We start from the raw sequence: 18634 nt of genomic DNA on the forward strand, positions 1-18634 counted from the left end.
ATGGCAGAAGAACTACAAACGGGTGAGGAAGCACCGAAAGGCAAAGGCAAACTTCTCATTATCATCGTCGCTGCGGTGGTGTTGTTATTGGGCGGCGGTGGTGCGGCGTTCTTTTTAATGGGCTCCGATTCAGCAGAAGAGGCGGAGACCAAAGAGCAGGTCGAAGTGAAACCTAACGAAAATCCGGTCGCTTACGTCAATATTGCTCAGCCATTTGTCTTTAATGTCACTGGCGATAGCCGGGATCGCATGGTGCAAATCAAAGTCCAATTAATGGTGCGCGGCTCAGAAAACGAAAACCTCGCACGTTACCATTCACCTCTGATTGAAAGCTCGCTGCTATCCACTTTTGCCTCGGCGACGGTGGATCAGCTTCGCTCACCAACTGGGCGTGTTGAACTGCGCGATAAAACGACAGAAGATATTAAGGCGGCGCTGACCAAGTCGGTCGGTCAGCCAGTGATTGAGAAAGTTCTGTTTACCGATTTTGTGATTCAGTAGGTATCGTGTGACTGATTTATTAAGCCAAGACGAAATTGATGCGCTGCTCCACGGGGTCGATGATGTCGATGATGTCGATGAGCCGATAGATAACGACCGAGACGGCGCGGTTAACTTCGACTTCTCCTCGCAAGATCGCATCGTCCGTGGCCGCATGCCGACGCTGGAGCTTATCAACGAACGTTTTGCCCGTCATATGCGCATCAGCCTGTTCAATATGTTGAGAAAAACGGCGGAAGTGTCGATCAACGGCGTACAGATGATGAAGTTCGGTGAATATCAGAACACCTTGTACGTACCAACCAGTTTGAACATGGTGCGTTTTCGACCCTTGAAAGGCACGGCGCTGATTACCATGGAAGCGCGTTTGGTGTTTATTCTGGTGGAGAACTTCTTCGGTGGTGATGGCCGTTTCCACGCTAAAATTGAAGGGCGCGAGTTCACGCCTACCGAACGACGCATCATTCAGTTGCTATTAAAAATCGTTTTTGAAGACTACAAAGAAGCATGGTCACCTGTGATGGGGGTAGAGTTTGAGTACCTCGACTCTGAAGTGAACCCCAGCATGGCCAACATCGTCAGTCCGACGGAAGTGATTGTGGTAAGTTCGTTCCACATTGAAGTCGACGGTGGCGGCGGCGATTTTCACGTGGTCATGCCTTATTCGATGGTGGAACCGATCCGTGAACTGCTGGATGCGGGGGTGCAATCGGATAAGATGGAAACCGACGTACGTTGGAGCTCCGCTTTACGCGAAGAAATCATGGACTGTCCGGTGAACTTTCGCGTCAATTTGCTCGAGAGAACCATTTCTCTACGAGATTTGATGGAGCTTCGCCCTGGTGACGTCATTCCGATAGAAATGCCCAAACATGCGGTGATGTTTGTTGAAGAATTGCCAACCTATCGCGTCAAAATGGGCCAGTCTAACGACAAGTTGGCCGTGCAGATTTCACAAGAAATTGAGCGCCCGCATGTGGTGAAAACCGATTTAACTTTCTTGGGTAAGGACATCATGTCTGAGCTTGAAAGTGACGATGATAATGAAGATTGATAACGAAAATGAAAACAGGATATGACTATGGCATCAAGTGAAGATGAGAAGCTGGCAGCAGAGTGGGCGGCGGCTCTGGGTGAAGACCCTTCCGCGCCTGATGTTGACATCGATGAAGTGATGGCCGCGCCGCTGGAAGAGCTGAAAGATACGTCAAAGCCTATCACCGCTGATGAGCGACGTAAACTCGACACCATCATGGACATTCCCGTGACCATCTCGATGGAAGTTGGGCGCTCACAAATCAGTATCCGTAACCTGCTGCAACTCAACCAAGGCTCGGTGGTTGAGCTTGACCGCTTGGCGGGTGAATCTTTAGATGTGTTGGTCAACGGCACATTGATTGCGCATGGTGAAGTCGTGGTGGTGAACGACAAGTTTGGTATTCGTCTCACGGATGTGATTAGTCAGACGGAACGCATCAAGAAACTGCGCTGATATGATGAGTCCGATGACAAACAAAGTACGGCTGATAAGCGCGTTAGGAGCACTGAGCGGGTTGTTCAGTGCTCCTCGTGTTTGGGCCGCGCCTAGCGCACCAGAGCTTAATCTGGCGACCACCTTTGGTTCGTTGTTGCTGGTGATCGCCTTTATTTTATTGCTGGCATGGCTAATGAAACGCCTGCAAGCTCCGGCGTTCGGTCAGCAACATGGGCTAAAAATCGTCAGCCAGATAGCGGTTGGTACTAAGGAACGGATTGCGGTGGTGCAGGCGGGTGAGGAGCAATTTTTGGTCGGGATTACCGCGCAGTCGATCCAACTGATTGCCCGTTTAGAACAGCCGTTAAAACAGGAGGAACTGGTTAAGAGTGCCTTTGCGTCCCAATTTAGCCAGTTACTAAAAAAGCATGAACAGTAAACACTTTTTCCCTTCTTTGTGGCTGACCTTATGGCTACTGATGTTGTCACTGCTCTCTCCCCTGGCGCTGGCTCAAGCGGAGGAAACGTCGCTGCCGGATAATCTGGCAGCGGGCAGCAGCGTTACCCTCTCCGAGATGAAAAATGGTTCTGCGCAAAGTCGCAGCATGAGCGTAGGACAAGGGGGTGGCATTCCCGCATTCACCATGACCACCAATCCAGATGGCAGCGAGGACTACTCGGTTACGCTGCAAATTCTTGCGCTCATGACCATGCTGGGCTTCTTGCCTGCCATGGTGATATTGATGACCTCTTTTACCCGGATTGTGGTGGTGATGTCGATATTGCGCCAAGCGATGGGCTTACAACAGACGCCATCAAACCAAGTGATTATTGGCATCGCGCTGTTTTTGACTTTCTTTATCATGTCTCCGGTGATCAATGAAGTGAATGAACAGGCGGTGCAGCCCTACTTAAATGAGCAACTGACGGCGAGACAAGCGTTTGATGTCGCTCAGGGACCAATCAAAGCGTTTATGCTCAAGCAAACCCGCGTCAAAGATCTGGAAACCTTCGTCAATATGTCGGGGGAGCAGGTGGCTAACCCGGAAGATGTATCGATGGCGGTATTGATTCCTGCGTTTATTACCTCGGAACTGAAAACGGCATTTCAAATCGGTTTTATGCTCTTCCTGCCCTTTTTGATCATCGACTTGGTGGTTGCATCGGTGCTGATGGCGATGGGTATGATGATGCTCTCACCAATGATTGTTTCGCTGCCGTTTAAATTGATGCTGTTTGTGCTGGTTGACGGATGGAATCTTATTCTGACAACGCTGGCTGGCAGTTTCGCCTTATAGCAGGGAGAGAGCATGACACCTGAAATATTTGTTGAGCTATTCCAGGATGCACTATGGATGGTATTGGTCATGGTCTGTGCCATCATTATTCCCAGCTTATTGGTCGGTTTGATTGTGGCGATTTTTCAAGCGGCTACCTCGATCAACGAACAGACGTTGAGCTTTTTGCCACGTCTTATCATCACTCTATTGGCTTTGATGCTGTTTGGTCACTGGATGACACAGATGATGATGGAGTTCTTTTTCTCGTTGATTGAACGTCTGCCTCAGGTCCTGTATTGACGGGGTGATGAGATGGAGTATCCAACCACAATCATCCTTGACTGGATAGCCAACTACTTCTGGCCTTTTGCGCGAATCTCATCCATGTTGATGGTGATGACCGTCACTGGGGCGCGTTTTGTTTCGCCACGCATCCGCCTTTACCTCAGTCTGGCGGTGACGTTTGCGGTAATGCCAGCACTCCCCGCGGTACCACAGGAGATAGAACTGCTCTCTTTTCAAGGCTATCTGACGGTGTTTGAACAAATCGTGATTGGCGTGGCGATGGGAATGGTGACGCAGTTTTTGATTCAAACCTTTGTTATGCTTGGCCAAATATTGGGTATGCAATCAAGCCTTGGTTTTGCTTCAATGGTTGACCCGGCCAACGGGCAAAACACCCCTTTGCTTGGTCAATTGTTTATGTTTTTGGCGACCATGTTTTTCCTCGCCACCGACGGGCACTTGAAAATGCTGCAACTGGTGGTGTTCAGTTTTAAAACCTTGCCGGTAGGTCTCGGCTCGCTCAATGCCGTGGACTTTCGCGAACTCGCACTCTGGCTTGGCATCATGTTCAAAGTCGCGCTCAGTATGTCGCTCTCCGGCATTATTGCCTTGCTGACGATTAACCTCTCGTTTGGGGTGATGACACGTGCTGCGCCACAGTTAAACATTTTCTCGCTCGGTTTTGCTTTCGCGTTGCTCGTGGGTTTATTACTCTGTTGGTATATTCTTGCTGGCCTTTACAGCCACTATGAACTGTACTGGATAGAAGGTGAAGAACAGATTTGCCGCTTTATTCGGCTAAATTGCTAGGAGGCTGAATTGGCAGAGTCAGACGGTCAAGAACGTACCGAAGATGCCACCCCCCGACGATTACAACAAGCAAGAGAAAAAGGCCAAGTTGCGCGCTCGAAAGAACTTGCCTCGGCTTCTGTGCTTATCGTAGGGGCAGTGGCACTGATGTGGTTTGGTGAGCCTTTAGCTCGCGCTCTATTTAAGATCATGGGGCGGCTTTTTGATCTCACCCGAGAAGAAATTTTTGACACTGGGAAACTGCTGGATATTGCAGGTGGTGCAATAACGGCTTTGCTTGTGCCGCTGCTGTTGATCCTCATTACGCTTTTTATTGCCGCTGTCATAGGGGCTGCTGGGGTGGGGGGCATCAGTTTTTCTGCTGAAGCCGCTATGCCTAAGCTGTCTAAAATGAATCCGCTGAGTGGCTTAAAGCGCATGGTTGGCTTACAGAGTTGGGTGGAGCTGATCAAATCGATTCTCAAAGTAGGTCTTGTGACTGGCGTGGCCATCTATCTCATCCAAGCTTCGCAAGCCGACTTGATTCAACTGAGTATGGATGTTTATCCACAGAATATTTTTCACTCGCTCGATATTTTGCTCAATTTTATTTTGCTGATCAGCTGCTCCTTGTTAATCGTCGTGGCCATCGACATTCCGTTTCAGATCTGGCAACACGCTGATCAGTTAAAAATGACCAAGCAGGAAGTGAAAGACGAGTACAAAGACACCGAAGGTAAACCGGAAGTCAAAGGCCGCATTCGGATGTTGCAACGAGAAGCGGCGCAGCGCCGCATGATGGCTGATGTGCCAACCGCCGATGTTATTGTCACCAACCCGGAGCACTTTTCGGTTGCGCTGCGCTACAAGCAAGGGACTGATCGCGCGCCAGTGGTGGTTGCCAAAGGCTCTGATCACATGGCGATGAAGATCCGAGAGGTGGCTCGTGAGCATGATATTTACATTGTGCCAGCACCGCCGTTAGCGCGTGCTCTCTATTACACCACTGAGCTTGAGCAAGAAATTCCTGAAGGGCTGTTTACTGCAGTCGCGCAGATTCTAGCCTACGTATTCCAGCTCAAACAGTATCGCAGACGTGGTGGGCACAGGCCAAAACTACAGGATTACGATCTACCCATTCCACCGGATATGCGCCACTAAGTATTCAATTTAAAGCGATTTGTGCAGTCAATTGTTTGGCGCAACTCTGGTATAGAGATTGCTTGTTCCGCTTTTTGAAAGTTGCTGACTGACAGTTAAGTGCCCGCATTTTCAGATGACAAGCGAGTTAAGTTTCACCCAACCGAGACGAAGTAATGGCTAAAAAATTTACTCTGCCGTTTGCAGATAAGTTGCCTAAAATTCCCCAACGCTCCATGCCTGCGATCGGCGCACCAGTGATGGTGCTGGCGACACTGGCGATGGTGGTATTGCCTATCCCCGCGTTCCTGTTGGACATGTTTTTTACCTTCAACATCGCCCTGTCGATGGTGGTGTTGTTGGTGACCGTTTATACGCGCCGCCCACTCGATTTTGCGGCGTTTCCGACCGTGTTGTTGATTGCAACGCTGTTACGTTTGGCACTGAACGTTGCCTCGACGCGGGTCGTGTTGCTGAAAGGCCATGAAGGTGGCGATGCCGCAGGTAACGTGATTGAAGCTTTCGGTAACGTGGTTATCGGCGGAAACTACGCCGTTGGTTTAGTGGTGTTCCTCATCCTGATGATCATCAACTTTATGGTAGTGACCAAAGGTGCGGGGCGTATCTCTGAAGTGAGTGCTCGCTTTACCTTGGATGCTTTGCCTGGTAAGCAGATGGCAATTGATGCCGACCTAAATGCTGGTTTGATTGATCAAGAGCAAGCCCGTTTGCGCCGCTTTGAAGTGACCAAAGAAGCGGACTTCTACGGTTCGATGGACGGTGCCTCCAAATTTGTCAAAGGGGATGCCATCGCGGGTATCTTGATTCTGTTCATCAACATCATTGGTGGCCTGTCTATCGGCATGGCGCAACATAGTCTGGGCTTTTCTGAAGCCATCCAGATTTATACCCTTTTGACCATCGGTGACGGTCTGGTTGCGCAGATCCCATCACTACTCTTATCGATTGCAGCGGCCATGATGGTGACACGGCAAAATACCGATGAAGACATGGGTGAGCAACTGATATTTCAGATGTTTGATAACCCGAAAGCACTGATGATCACCGCCGCGATTTTAGGGGTCATGGGGATTGTTCCTGGTATGCCCCATTTCTCCTTTTTACTGCTCGCCATTGCTGCGGGCGCGGGAGCGTACTTCATCGACAAAAAGCATAAGCAAAAAGCCAAACAGCCCAAAACCCCCGCCGTTATTGATACCAGCAATGCGCCATCAGTGCGTGAGCTTTCGTGGGACGATGTACAGCCAGTTGACATCATTGGCTTGGAGGTGGGCTATCGCCTGATCCCCTTGGTGGATAGAGATCAAGGCGGAGAGTTGCTAGAGCGAGTCAAAGGGGTACGAAAAAAACTGTCGCAAGATTTTGGCTTCCTCATCCCCCCCGTGCATATTCGTGACAACCTTGAACTTACGCCCAACAGCTATCGCATTACCTTAATGGGGGTGGCCGTGGGTGAAGCAGAAATTCGCCCCGATCAAGAGCTGGCGATCAACCCTGGGCAAGTGTATGGCATGATTGATGGAGAACCGACCATCGATCCTGCTTTTGGCCTCGAAGCGGTTTGGATCCGCCCAGAGCAGCGTGAACATGCGCAGGCGCTTGGGTACACCGTGGTGGATTCCTCGACGGTATTGGCAACGCACATGAGCCAGCTTTTAACCAACAATGCCTCGCAGTTGCTTGGTCACGAAGAAGTGCAGAACCTGCTGGAGATGCTGGGTCGTAGCGCACCTAAATTGGTGGAGAATTTTGTCCCTGACCAACTGCCGCTTGGTGTGGTCGTGAAGGTATTACAAAATCTACTTAACGAAGCAATTCCAATCCGCGATATCCGCACCATAGTTCAGACCATGGCTGAATACTCTTCGAAGAGTCAAGAACCCGACATCCTCACAGCGGCGGTTCGCATCTCACTTAAGCGTCTAATTGTCCAAGAAATCAATGGAATAGAGCCTGAGCTGCCTGTGATAACCTTAATTCCAGAGCTGGAACAAATATTGCATCAGACAATGCAAGCGTCGGGCGGGGAGTCTGCGGGAATTGAACCTGGTCTCGCAGAACGTCTGCAAGCCTCTCTGAGTATGGCAACTCAAGAGCAAGAGCTGAAAGGCGAACCAGCTGTCTTACTGACTTCCGGTATGTTGCGTTCAACTCTGGCGAAATTTGTGAAGAACACAATACCAAATCTCAGAGTGCTCTCGTATCAGGAGATCCCAGACGAGAAACAGATCCGCATTGTACAGGCAGTGGGTAACTAATAGTTAAACCCTGTTAAATGGACGAATGGTTTGAAAATAAAACGATTTTTTGCCAAAGACATGAGAACGGCGCTCCTTCAAGTGAAAGAAGAGCTCGGAGCGGACGCGGTGATCATGTCCAATAAAAAAGTGGCCGGAGGGGTGGAGATCGTTGCGGCCATTGACGGGGACAGTGCGTCTTCGACTTTTGCTGCTACGTCAAGCCGCAGACAGACAGCAAGCTCGGTACAAGAGTCCGGGCAGTTTTCAAGTAGCTCTGCTGGGCGTCTGACCGCTCGTGCGGTTGAAGATGATCGCGTCAGTTTGCGTAGTGAAAGCGCGGCAAAGAGCGACAACAGTTCAATGACCAAACGTTTCGCCAACATGCTGAAGCAGTACAACCAACAGAGTGATGAGCCACAACGCAAACGCGAAAACGAAGATTCATTATCAGCCCTGCTGCAACGTCAATCCAAACACCGTGATGATCAACATAACTCAGTGAGGGTGCGTGAAAACTCGCCGCTCGCTAAGTTGATCGCCGAAGACCGACGTATTGATAAGCCACAACCGCGTCTTGATCCAACCCGTTATGATCGCCGTCAGCTTCCTCAGGAAAGCGATGAATCGGCCAACGAGTTGGAGAACATGCGTGAAGAGATGACCTCGATTCGCCGTCTGCTTGAACATCAAGTCTCTGGCCTTCTTTGGCAAGAAGTGGAGCGTCGAGAACCGCTTCGCGCCATGCTGATAAAACGCCTTGAACGCATGGGTGTGTCAGCGGAATTGGCAGATCAAATGGCTTGCTACATTCCCGAGGACACCAAACCCGCGCGCGCTTGGAAAGCACTATTGGCCCTGGTTTCAGACCAAATTGCGATCACCAAGCAAGATATCCTTAAGCGAGGTGGCGTTGTTGCCCTGCTTGGCCCTACAGGGGTCGGGAAAACCACCACCATAGCCAAACTCGCTGCTCGTGCGGCGATGGAGTACGGGGCGAATAATGTTGCCTTGGTGACCACAGATACCTATCGAATAGGTGCACATGAGCAACTCTCCATTTACGGCAGAATTATGGGCTGCCCAGTAAAAGTTGCTAAAGATTCTAAAGAGTTAGCCGATGTAATCTACCAATTGAGAAATAGAAAACTCATTTTGGTTGATACCGCCGGTATGGGTCAGCGTGATGTACGTTTGTCCGAACAGTTAGACACGTTAATGCAAGAAAGCGGCGAAGTAATCCATAGCTACCTTGTCCTTCCTGCGACGGCGCAACGCAGAGTCCTTCAGGAAACTATAGAACATTTCCGACGAATTCCTTTATCAGGTTGCATCCTGACTAAGCTCGACGAATCGTTGAGCTTGGGGGAGTTTATCAGCGTTGTAATTCAAAACGCTTTACCCGTGGCTTATATCGCCAACGGACAAAGAGTTCCTGAAGACATCGTGATTGCACAACCGAAATACATGATCGCGAAAGCGAATGAACTGCTTGAGAAGTCGACAGAGAATGAACCTCACTACTGGAATAGTGACAACGAAGGATTCTAGGCGGCGGACAATTATGACTGAGAATATGATACACGATCAAGCAAGCGGCCTCCGTCGCTTAACAAAACCTTCACTCACTAAAGTGATCGCGGTGACTGGTGGTAAAGGTGGTGTGGGTAAATCGAACGTTACCCTTGGATTGGCGATAGCCATGGCACGTCAAGGTAAAAAAGTCATGGTACTTGATGCCGACCTTGGCTTAGCAAATGTTGACGTTATGCTCGGAATTCGTTCAAAACGCAACTTAGGGCATGTCTTAGCTGGTGAGTGTGAATTAAAAGATGCTATTGTTGAAGGACCGTATGGTATTAGAATAATACCCGCGACTTCCGGAACACAAAGCATGACTGAGCTTTCACACGCTCAGCACGTTGGCTTAATCCGTGCCTTTGGTAGTTTGGAAGACGAAATGGACGTGCTGCTGATTGACACCGCAGCAGGCATTTCAGACATGGTGATCAGCTTTTCGCGCGCTGCGCAGGATGTTTTGGTTGTCGTTTGTGATGAACCTACGTCAATTACCGATGCTTATGCTTTAATTAAGTTGTTAAGCAAGGAACATCAGGTGCAACGCTTCAAGATTGTTGCAAATATGGTCAGAAGCTACCGTGAAGGGCGAGAATTGTTTGCAAAATTGACTTTGGTCACAGAGCGATTCTTGAATGTGAGCCTCGAACTCGTAGCATGTATTCCATTAGATGATAAAGTTCGACAAGCGGTTAAAAAGCAAAAGATAGTCGTTGACGCCTTCCCGCGTTCTCCGGCTGCGCTGGCGATCAGTTCATTGGCAAACAAAGCTTTGACCTGGCCGATACCGAAGGCCCCAAGTGGGCATCTTGAGTTTTTTGTCGAGCGATTGCTAAGCCGCAATGAATTTTTAGAGGAACCGTTTGGTGAATAAAGCGCTAACCTATGATCAACACGCCAATGTAAACAGCCAAAAGCTGTTTATCGAGCGGTATTCCGTGTTGGTCAAACGCATTGCGCACCACCTGTTAGGTCGACTGCCACCCAGTGTACAAGTGGAAGATCTAATTCAAGCGGGCATGATAGGGTTGATTGAAGCACAGCAAAATTACGATGCTTCAAAAGGCGCCAGTTTTGAAACTTACGCAGGAATCCGTATTCGCGGTGCCATGCTTGATGATATCAGGCGTGGTGATTGGGTTCCGCGTTCGGTTCATAAAAACAACCGAGAAATCAGTCAGGCGATTGCAGAATTGGAAGGGATTCTCAATCGTGATCCAAACGATGCAGAAGTGGCTGCTCACATGGGATTAACCATGGAGCAATACCACGCAGCGCTGACGGATATAAATTGCTCCCGTCTGATTGGTATTGAGGATTTAGGCGTTTCAGATGACGTCATCACCTCAGTCGAAGATTCAGAAGATAACACCCCATTCAAAGGCGTTGCTGACGAATATTTCAGAAAAGCATTGGTTGAATCAATAAAACAGCTTCCAGAGCGTGAAGCTTTGGTACTTTCGCTCTATTATGATGAAGAGCTAAACTTAAAAGAAATTGGGGAAATTCTGAGTGTTAGCGAGTCACGTGTCAGTCAGATATTGAGCCAATCCATGCAACGTCTTCGTACTAAACTTAGTGCTTGGACACAACATGACTAAAGACACTGATTGTGAAATTCAGTGGAGGCAATTTTGAATAAAAACATGAAGATCCTTATTGTTGATGATTTCTCAACAATGCGCCGTATTGTAAAGAACCTGCTTCGTGATTTGGGTTTTAACAACACCCAAGAGGCGGACGATGGTTTGACAGCGTTACCTATGCTGAAAAAAGGTGATTTCGATTTCGTCGTGACGGATTGGAATATGCCTGGCATGCAGGGTATCGATCTACTGAAAAATATTCGTGCCGATGAGGAGCTTAAACACCTGCCAGTATTGATGATTACTGCAGAAGCGAAGCGTGAGCAGATCATTGAAGCCGCCCAAGCTGGAGTAAATGGCTATATCGTTAAACCGTTCACTGCTGCAACCCTGAAAGAAAAATTAGATAAAATATTCGAACGTTTATAAGACTCGTTTGAAGATAACTTCGTCAGAGCTGCTATAACCTAAGAAAAATTCAAATTCGATCTTAGCGGCTCATCAGCGCAGCATGCTTACGGAGCATAAAACGAAAAGGGTCTATTCAGAATGATCTCATTAGAGCAAGCAAAGTCTCTAGTTGAATTGCTGGAAAACGGTGAACAGGCACAGGCAGATGCTTTGGTCGCTTCAATTTACGAAGATAAGGGAAACCTTATGCTGCAGGAAATTGGCGTGTTGACTAGAGATCTACATGATTCACTGAAAAACTTCGCGTTTGATCAGCGAATGACGGAAATCACTCAAGATGAAATCCCTGATGCGAGGGATCGCCTTCAATACGTCATTGATAAAACGGAAGTTGCCGCCAATAAAACCATGGACGCTGTCGAGCATTGTCTACCGATTGCGGACAACTTGCATCAGTGTTTGTTGCAGGTCAGGCCACAGTGGAACGAGTTAATGCGTGGTCGCATCGAACTGAGTGAGTTCAAGGCCCTTTGTCATCGTATTGACGAGTTATTGGTTCAGGTTGAAGGGGACAGCACTGAGCTGAGAAGTCAATTAACAGAAATATTAATGGCCCAGGATTTTCAGGACCTCACAGGACAGATAATCCGTAGAGTCATTGCTTTGGTTAATGAAGTGGAAGGGCGATTAGTCGAAATATTAACCGTCTTCGCCGCAAATAAACCATTAAAAGAAAATGTTTTAGACACCACCCCAAGTGCCAACAAAGAAAAAAGTGGAAGCGAGCCCGAAGGGCCGATTTTGCACCCAGAACTTCGTGAGGATGCGGTTGCGTCGCAAGATGAAGTCGATGATTTGTTATCCAGTCTCGGATTTTAAAGGTAACGTATGAGCTACGATTTAGACGAAGATATCCTACAAGACTTCTTAATTGAAGCCGGGGAAATTCTGGAACTGCTTTCTGAGCAGTTAGTAGAATTGGAAAATAATCCAGAAGACAGGGATCTTCTTAACGCTATTTTCCGTGGATTCCATACTGTTAAAGGTGGTGCTGGCTTTCTATCACTCGCTGAACTCGTTGATACCTGTCACGGCGCAGAAAACGTCTTCGATGTGCTGCGTAATGGACAGCGTTCTGTTACGCCTGCACTGATGGATACCATGCTACGTGCTCTGGATACCGTGAATACCCAGTTCAAGGCAGTTCAAGATCACGAGCCTTTACAGGCCGCTGATCCGATGTTGTTGGACGAGCTTCATCATCTTTGCCGACCTGAATCTGAAGACGAAGTTGCTGAAGAAACGATAGAAGTCGCTGAGCCGGAACCAGAATTTGAACCAGAGTCTATCATCGAAGAGCCAGTGCTAGAAGAAACGGCACCAACTGCTGTCAGTGCTTCCTCTGTCGATGAAATCACTCAAGATGAATTTGAAAAATTGCTTGATGAACTGCATGGCAAAGGTTCAGCGCCAGGTAAGAATGCAGATACTGTGGTGGTGCCTGCTGCTAAATCGGTTGCAACTCCAGTTGTTGATAATGGTGACATTACCGACGACGAGTTTGAAAAACTTCTAGACGAATTACACGGAGCAGGTAAGAGCCCTTCCTCGTCAGACTTTAAATCAGTGTCACCTGCTGCGCCTGCAACCCCCACCAAATCGGTCGCGGCTGCAGACAGTGATTTGATGACAGATGAAGAATTTGAGAAACTGCTCGACGAATTGCACGGTACAGGTAAAGGCCCTTCTATTGAAGAACTGGAAATGGCAACGAAGCCTGCTTCAGCAAACGTTAAAGAAACGCCTAAACCTGTGGAGAAACCGGCTGTAAAACCAGCACCGCAAGCAACGCCTAAAGTCGCACCCGCAGTCGCAAAAGCAGCGCCTCCTGCTCCACCAGCAACTCAAGATGCAAAAGCACCCGCCGTCGCTGCAGCGAAAAAGACACAAGCAGAGGCGACGGTTCGTGTTGATACCTCGACACTCGATACCATTATGAATATGGTTGGTGAACTTGTTTTAGTGCGTAACCGTTTACTCAGTCTTGGATTAAATAGCAACGATGAAGAGATGGCCAAAGCCGTTGCTAACCTTGATGTTGTGACCGCCGATCTGCAAGGCGCGGTTATGAAAACGCGCATGCAGCCGATTAAAAAGGTGTTTGGTCGCTTCCCTCGCGTTGTTCGAGATCTTGCTCGTAGTCTGCAAAAAGACATCGTACTGGAAATGCGCGGCGAAGAAACGGATCTAGATAAGAACTTGGTTGAAGCCCTAGCTGATCCATTGATCCACTTAGTGCGTAACTCTGTAGACCATGGCATCGAAATGCCTGAAGACCGAGTCAAAGCGGGTAAATCTCGTACGGGTAAAGTCATTCTCTCTGCATCCCAGGAAGGGGATCACATTGAGCTAGCGATTGTCGATGACGGCGGTGGTATGGATCCAGATAAGCTACGTGCTATTGCGGTCAAACGTGGCATGATGGACGAAGATGCTGCAGCACGCTTATCAAATAAAGAGTGTTTTAACCTCATTTTTGCGCCAGGTTTCTCTAGTAAAGAGAAAATTTCTGACATCTCCGGGCGCGGCGTCGGTATGGATGTGGTGAAAACGGCAATCAATACGTTAAACGGTTCGATTGATATTGATTCTGAAATGGGCAAAGGGACGAAGATCACCATCAAGGTTCCTTTGACTCTGGCTATTCTGCCGACCTTAATGGTAGGAGTGGCCGGGCACCCATTTGCATTGCCACTGGCGTCTGTGAATGAGATCTTCCATCTTGACCTTAGCCGAACAAACATTGTTGATGGACAATTGACCATCATTGTGCGCGACAAGTCTATTCCGCTGTTCTACTTGCAAAATTGGCTTGCGCCCAAAGCGGGTAAGATCCAACTGCGCAAAGGGCATGGTCACGTGGTTATCGTGCAAATTGGCAGTCAGCGTGTTGGTTTTGTCGTCGATACCTTAATTGGTCAAGAAGAAGTGGTTATTAAGCCGCTGGATAACTTGCTGCAAGGTACGCCGGGAATGGCGGGTGCAACCATTACTAGTGATGGCCACATAGCTCTGATTCTGGATGTGCCGGATCTGCTCAAACAGTATGCAGCCGCGTCGCGGATATAATTTGAGCCACGATTTTTATAAGGATTCAAATGGCGATTAAAGTATTAGTAGTTGATGATTCAAGCTTTTTCAGACGACGCGTCAGTGAAATCATCAATGCAGAATCGCGCCTAGAGGTGATTGACGTCGCAGTCAACGGGAAAGAGGCGGTTGAGAAAGCCCAACGCCTCAAACCAGACGTCATTACGATGGACATCGAAATGCCCGTGATGGATGGAATTTCGGCTGTTCGTGAAATTATGGCGTCGGTCCCGACGCCGATTCTAATGTTTTCTTCTTTGACTCATGACGGTGCCAAAGCCACTCTGGATGCACTTGATGCTGGTGCTTTGGATTTTCTACCGAAAAAATTTGAAGACATCGCCCGTAACCGTGACGAAGCGGTGTCATTGTTGCAGCAGCGTGTTCTGCAGATTGCCTCAAAGCGTGCATTTATGCGACGCCCGGTAGCTCAACCTATTGAACGAACAACACCTGCTTCGCCTGCAAGCTCCACGCGTGGCAGTTTTGGGTTGCGCCGTGATGTAGCCGCTCCAGCACCAACTCGAGCGCCAGTGACAACAAAATTTCGTGCTTCTGGGAAAAAATATCAGCTCACTGCGATTGGTACTTCTACTGGTGGTCCGGTCGCATTACAAAAAATTCTCACCAAATTGCCGGCTAATTACCCGCATCCTATTGTCTTGATCCAACACATGCCTGCAACGTTCACTGCTGCCTTTGCAAGCCGTTTAAATTCGCTGTGTAAAATCCAAGTGAAGGAAGCGGAAGATGGCGATGTGTTACAAGCGGGTGTGGCTTACCTGGCGCCTGGTGGTAAGCAGATGATGATTGATGGTCGGCCTGGCGCTGCGCGCTTGAGAATTATCGATGGTGGCGAACGAATGAACTATAAGCCATGTGTGGATGTGACCTTTGGCTCTGCGGCAAAGATCTACGCGGACAAAGTCCTTTCTATGGTGCTGACTGGCATGGGCGCTGACGGACGTGAAGGTGCACGCATGCTTAAATCTGCAGGCTCAACAATTTGGGCTCAAGACGAAGAGAGCTGCGTGGTCTACGGTATGCCTCAGGCGGTGGCAAAAGCAGGAATCTCTAGCGAAGACTTGCCTTTGGATCGCATTGCCGAGCGTATGCTGGTTGAAGTTGGGCTGGCATAAGGAAAGGTATGATTGTCTGGAGTGTAGCGAACCAAAAAGGCGGCGTCGGAAAAACGACCACCACAGTGACTTTAGCTGGCTTGCTGAGTAAGAAAGGGCATAGCGTGTTGTTAGTTGACACGGATCCCCATGCCTCTTTGACCACTTATCTGGGGTTTGATCCTGATGGAGTGTCAAGCAGTCTTTTTGATTTATTCCAGCTCAAAGAATTTAATCGCGAGAGTGTGAAACCTCTAGTGATGAAAACCGATATCGAAGGTATCGACATAATTCCAGCGCACATGTCTTTAGCGACTCTAGACCGTGTGATGGGTAACCGCAGTGGAATGGGGTTGATTCTCAAACGAGCCTTGATAGCGTTGTCGAAAGAATATGACTATGTACTGATTGATTGTCCACCGATCCTTGGCGTGATGATGGTCAATGCATTAGCGGCGAGTGATCGTATTCTGATCCCGGTTCAAACGGAGTTTCTTGCCATGAAGGGGCTAGAACGCATGATCCGGACGCTGACCATTATGCAAAAATCTCGTCGAGATCCGTTTAAAGTGACGATAGTTCCGACCATGTATGACAAGCGGACTAAGGCTTCTTTGCAAACTTTAACCCAACTAAAAGAAGACTATCCCGATAAGGTTTGGACGTCGGCGGTGCCAATTGACACCAAATTTAGAGACGCAAGTTTAAAACGCCTCCCAGCTTCGCACTTTGCAGATGGCAGTCGAGGAGTGTTTGCTTATAAGCAGTTGCTAATCTATTTAGAGAGGTTAGCGATTGATGAGCAGTAAAGCAGCGGTGTTATCGAGTGAACAAGCACTAGATGATTATTTTAGTGCTTTACTGTCTGAAGAGCAGGAACTTGAGCTGATTGTGTCTGAGCCGAGTTCAGTGATTACTTGGCAGACGTCAGAGCATGAGCCGGAGTTGAAGTTACGGTATTCAGAGCCGGAATCATACAGTTACGCGGAAATCGAGGTTAAAGAACTTGAAGCGCCTAACCTTGAGGATGTTCAGCGTCTTCTAAGTCAATTGGAATCAACCAATGTGGTTGATGAATTGGGTATTGATGAGCTACTCGAGCAAAATACTGCGCAAATAGCCAGTCTGAAAGAAGACGCAGCTAAACCTTTAGAACAAGAGGTTTTTGTTTCGCAAGCCGACTTGGTTGAAGAAATTCAAGAGTGGGATATTGCTGACGAGGTTGAAGAGATCCAAGATTGGACCCTTTCGCAATCTTTAATCGCCCAACCTATTATCGAGGAGATAGAACCTGAGACGATTGTACAAGAACAGGTCGAGCTTGAAGCAAAAATAGAAACTCATATAGAGGCAGAGCCGGAGCCAAAGACCCAAACTTCTGGTGCAGGGAAGCGTGAGTGGACCTCAACTGAACGCTCAGAAGCGTTTCAAGTGCTCTATTTTGAAGTCAATAGTGTTACATTCGCTGTGCCGTTAGATGAGCTTGGCGGTATCCATCAGATGACTACATTAAATCACTTGATTGGTCGTCCAGGCTGGTATCTTGGTCTACAGACGAACCGCGATCAGCAGTTAGATGTGGTCGATACCGCAAAGTGGGTGATGCCAGATAAACTGAAAGATGACGAGTATAAAACCCACTATCAGTACATCGTTATGCTGGGGTCGAGCATGTGGGGGCTTGCCAGCAGTAAGCTTTTAGGGACCGAATTGCTTTACCCGCAAAAGGTGCGTTGGCGCGAGCAATCGGGCAAACGTCCGTGGCTTGCCGGGATGGTGAAAGAAAAAATGTGTGCTTTAATTCATGTAGAAGCATTAATTTCCATGCTAAATGCCGGACTAGATGTAAAATCACTAAATTAAGCATTTGAGAAGTCGGGAACGACATTAACGAGGATTACCTATGTCTCATTCTAACGAAGTAGAAGTGAAAAAAGATAAAACAAGTGATGAAGTACTTCAGTGGGTGACGTTCCAGCTGGAAGAAGAAACTTACGGCATCAACGTAATGCAGGTACGTGAAGTACTTCGCTACACTGAAATCGCTCCAGTTCCTGGCGCCCCTGATTATGTGCTAGGTATTATCAACCTACGTGGTAATGTCGTCACCGTTATCGATACGCGTGCACGTTTTGGTTTGATGGAAGGTGAAGTTACTGATAACACACGTATCATTGTGATTGAGTCTGAACACCAAGTGATTGGTATTTTGGTGGACAGTGTGGCTGAAGTGGTTTACCTACGTTCTTCTGAAATCGATTCAACGCCTTCAGTGGGCACCGATGAGAGTGCTAAGTTTATTCAAGGTGTCAGCAACCGCGACGGCAAGCTGTTGATCTTGGTTGACTTGAACAAACTCCTGACTGACGAAGAATGGGATGAGATGGCTCATCTGTAATGGTAGAAGCGTTTTTCCAAAGCCCCGCTGTGTGGATTGGTGGTGCCATGTTGGTGGTGCTGCTTTTGTTATCCATGCAGTGGCGCACGAAGAGTGCATTGCAGAAGCAGCAAGATCACCAGCGTTTGCAATTACGCAGCGTTGAAAAAGAGTTACAAAAAGCGAATAAACAGCTACTTGAAGTGCGCTCCGTCGTTGTCGGATTGGGGCAGAGAGTGACTGAACAGCAAGATATTATTCAGCATCTTAACGATCGCATTGTGGAGTTAGAGCAGGCGGATACTGATGGTCGTCTCTACACGAGAGCTAGTAAGATGGTCCAACTCGGTGCGGATATTAACGAACTGATTGAAGAGTGTGAGCTACCCAAAGCCGAAGCGGAGCTGATGCTGTCACTGCAAAAGAAAATTGCGGGTAAAGAGAAAGTCCCGCCGTTGAGTGGTCATCCTAATGAATTTGAGCCATCGCGATCTCAACGTCCCAAAGGACGCCGATAAACGTGAAATCAGTCAAACAAAAAAGAAGCTCCGGCTTCTTTTTTGCTTTTGCATGAAACACTTGGTACAAGGTTCAACCATTCTCTATCCCCCTTTAGACGTAGATTTAAATAATTGTGATAGCAGTTAACAATTTCTCACGAAGTTACAAATTTGAACGCCCTGTTAT

At 48.2% G+C, this 18634-nt stretch carries 20 protein-coding genes; all 20 read left to right on the top strand.

What is annotated here, in order from left to right:
* The 20 genes from fliL (at nt 1) to UF06_RS11020 (ending at nt 18465) form a co-directional block, all read left to right on the top strand.
* Nucleotides 1-501, top strand: coding sequence for a flagellar basal body-associated protein FliL (gene fliL / locus UF06_RS10925; protein WP_045570492.1), 501 nt, complete (start codon nt 1-3; stop codon nt 499-501).
* 7 nt (nt 502-508) lie between these two features.
* On the top strand, nt 509-1555 hold the full coding sequence (gene fliM, locus UF06_RS10930; protein ID WP_045570493.1) for a flagellar motor switch protein FliM: 1047 nt from the start codon (nt 509-511) through the stop codon (nt 1553-1555).
* Nucleotides 1556-1582: 27 nt separating this feature from the next.
* A complete protein-coding gene (gene fliN / locus UF06_RS10935; protein ID WP_039430179.1) occupies nt 1583-1993 on the top strand; it encodes a flagellar motor switch protein FliN in 411 nt (136 codons plus the stop codon).
* Nucleotide 1994: 1 nt separating this feature from the next.
* On the top strand, nt 1995-2414 hold the full coding sequence (fliO, locus tag UF06_RS10940) for a flagellar biosynthetic protein FliO (protein ID WP_045570494.1): 420 nt from the start codon (nt 1995-1997) through the stop codon (nt 2412-2414).
* Complete coding sequence (gene fliP, locus UF06_RS10945; protein WP_045570495.1) at nt 2404-3273, top strand: flagellar type III secretion system pore protein FliP; 870 nt, start codon at nt 2404-2406, stop codon at nt 3271-3273. Before fliO ends, fliP begins: the two co-directional genes overlap by 11 nt.
* 12 nt (nt 3274-3285) lie before the next feature.
* On the top strand, nt 3286-3555 hold the full coding sequence (gene fliQ, locus UF06_RS10950; RefSeq protein ID WP_045570496.1) for a flagellar biosynthesis protein FliQ: 270 nt from the start codon (nt 3286-3288) through the stop codon (nt 3553-3555).
* A 12-nt stretch (nt 3556-3567) separates the two neighbouring features.
* Nucleotides 3568-4350 carry a flagellar biosynthetic protein FliR gene (fliR, locus tag UF06_RS10955; RefSeq protein WP_039430170.1) on the top strand — a complete coding sequence of 261 codons (783 nt, stop codon included), beginning with the start codon at nt 3568-3570 and terminating at the stop codon, nt 4348-4350.
* A 9-nt stretch (nt 4351-4359) separates the two neighbouring features.
* Nucleotides 4360-5490, top strand: a complete 1131-nt coding sequence (gene flhB, locus UF06_RS10960; protein ID WP_045570497.1) for a flagellar biosynthesis protein FlhB — start codon at nt 4360-4362, stop codon at nt 5488-5490.
* A gap of 155 nt (nt 5491-5645) precedes the next feature.
* Entirely contained in the window at nt 5646-7748 is a 2103-nt protein-coding gene (gene flhA / locus UF06_RS10965) for a flagellar biosynthesis protein FlhA (protein WP_045570498.1), read from the top strand.
* A 30-nt stretch (nt 7749-7778) separates the two neighbouring features.
* On the top strand, nt 7779-9278 hold the full coding sequence (flhF, locus tag UF06_RS10970; RefSeq protein WP_045570499.1) for a flagellar biosynthesis protein FlhF: 1500 nt from the start codon (nt 7779-7781) through the stop codon (nt 9276-9278).
* Between the two features lie 13 nt (nt 9279-9291).
* Entirely contained in the window at nt 9292-10179 is an 888-nt protein-coding gene (locus UF06_RS10975) for a MinD/ParA family protein (protein WP_045570500.1), read from the top strand.
* Complete coding sequence (locus tag UF06_RS10980) at nt 10172-10906, top strand: RNA polymerase sigma factor FliA (protein WP_045570501.1); 735 nt, start codon at nt 10172-10174, stop codon at nt 10904-10906. Before UF06_RS10975 ends, UF06_RS10980 begins: the two co-directional genes overlap by 8 nt.
* A 45-nt stretch (nt 10907-10951) precedes the next feature.
* On the top strand, nt 10952-11320 hold the full coding sequence (cheY, locus tag UF06_RS10985; protein WP_000697869.1) for a chemotaxis response regulator CheY: 369 nt from the start codon (nt 10952-10954) through the stop codon (nt 11318-11320).
* Nucleotides 11321-11440: 120 nt separating this feature from the next.
* Nucleotides 11441-12181 (top strand): protein phosphatase CheZ, encoded by a 741-nt coding sequence (locus UF06_RS10990; protein WP_045570502.1) that lies wholly within the window; start codon nt 11441-11443, stop codon nt 12179-12181.
* Nucleotides 12182-12190: 9 nt separating this feature from the next.
* A complete protein-coding gene (locus UF06_RS10995; protein WP_045570503.1) occupies nt 12191-14431 on the top strand; it encodes a chemotaxis protein CheA in 2241 nt (746 codons plus the stop codon).
* Between the two features lie 29 nt (nt 14432-14460).
* Nucleotides 14461-15591: a chemotaxis response regulator protein-glutamate methylesterase gene (locus UF06_RS11000; protein WP_045570504.1), complete on the top strand. Its 1131-nt coding sequence runs from the start codon at nt 14461-14463 to the stop codon at nt 15589-15591.
* An 8-nt stretch (nt 15592-15599) separates the two neighbouring features.
* Entirely contained in the window at nt 15600-16379 is a 780-nt protein-coding gene (locus UF06_RS11005; protein ID WP_045570505.1) for a ParA family protein, read from the top strand.
* A complete protein-coding gene (locus tag UF06_RS11010; protein ID WP_045570506.1) occupies nt 16369-17433 on the top strand; it encodes a chemotaxis protein CheW in 1065 nt (354 codons plus the stop codon). The genes UF06_RS11005 and UF06_RS11010 overlap by 11 nt, the downstream gene beginning before the upstream one ends.
* Before the next feature lie 40 nt (nt 17434-17473).
* A complete protein-coding gene (locus UF06_RS11015; RefSeq protein ID WP_039430144.1) occupies nt 17474-17968 on the top strand; it encodes a chemotaxis protein CheW in 495 nt (164 codons plus the stop codon).
* Nucleotides 17968-18465, top strand: coding sequence for a DUF2802 domain-containing protein (locus UF06_RS11020; RefSeq protein WP_045570507.1), 498 nt, complete (start codon nt 17968-17970; stop codon nt 18463-18465). The genes UF06_RS11015 and UF06_RS11020 overlap by 1 nt, the downstream gene beginning before the upstream one ends.
* Nucleotides 18466-18634 lie beyond the last annotated feature (169 nt).

Source organism: Vibrio sp. S234-5, from assembly GCF_000960595.1.
In the GTDB taxonomy this organism is placed as follows: Bacteria; Pseudomonadota; Gammaproteobacteria; order Enterobacterales; family Vibrionaceae; genus Vibrio.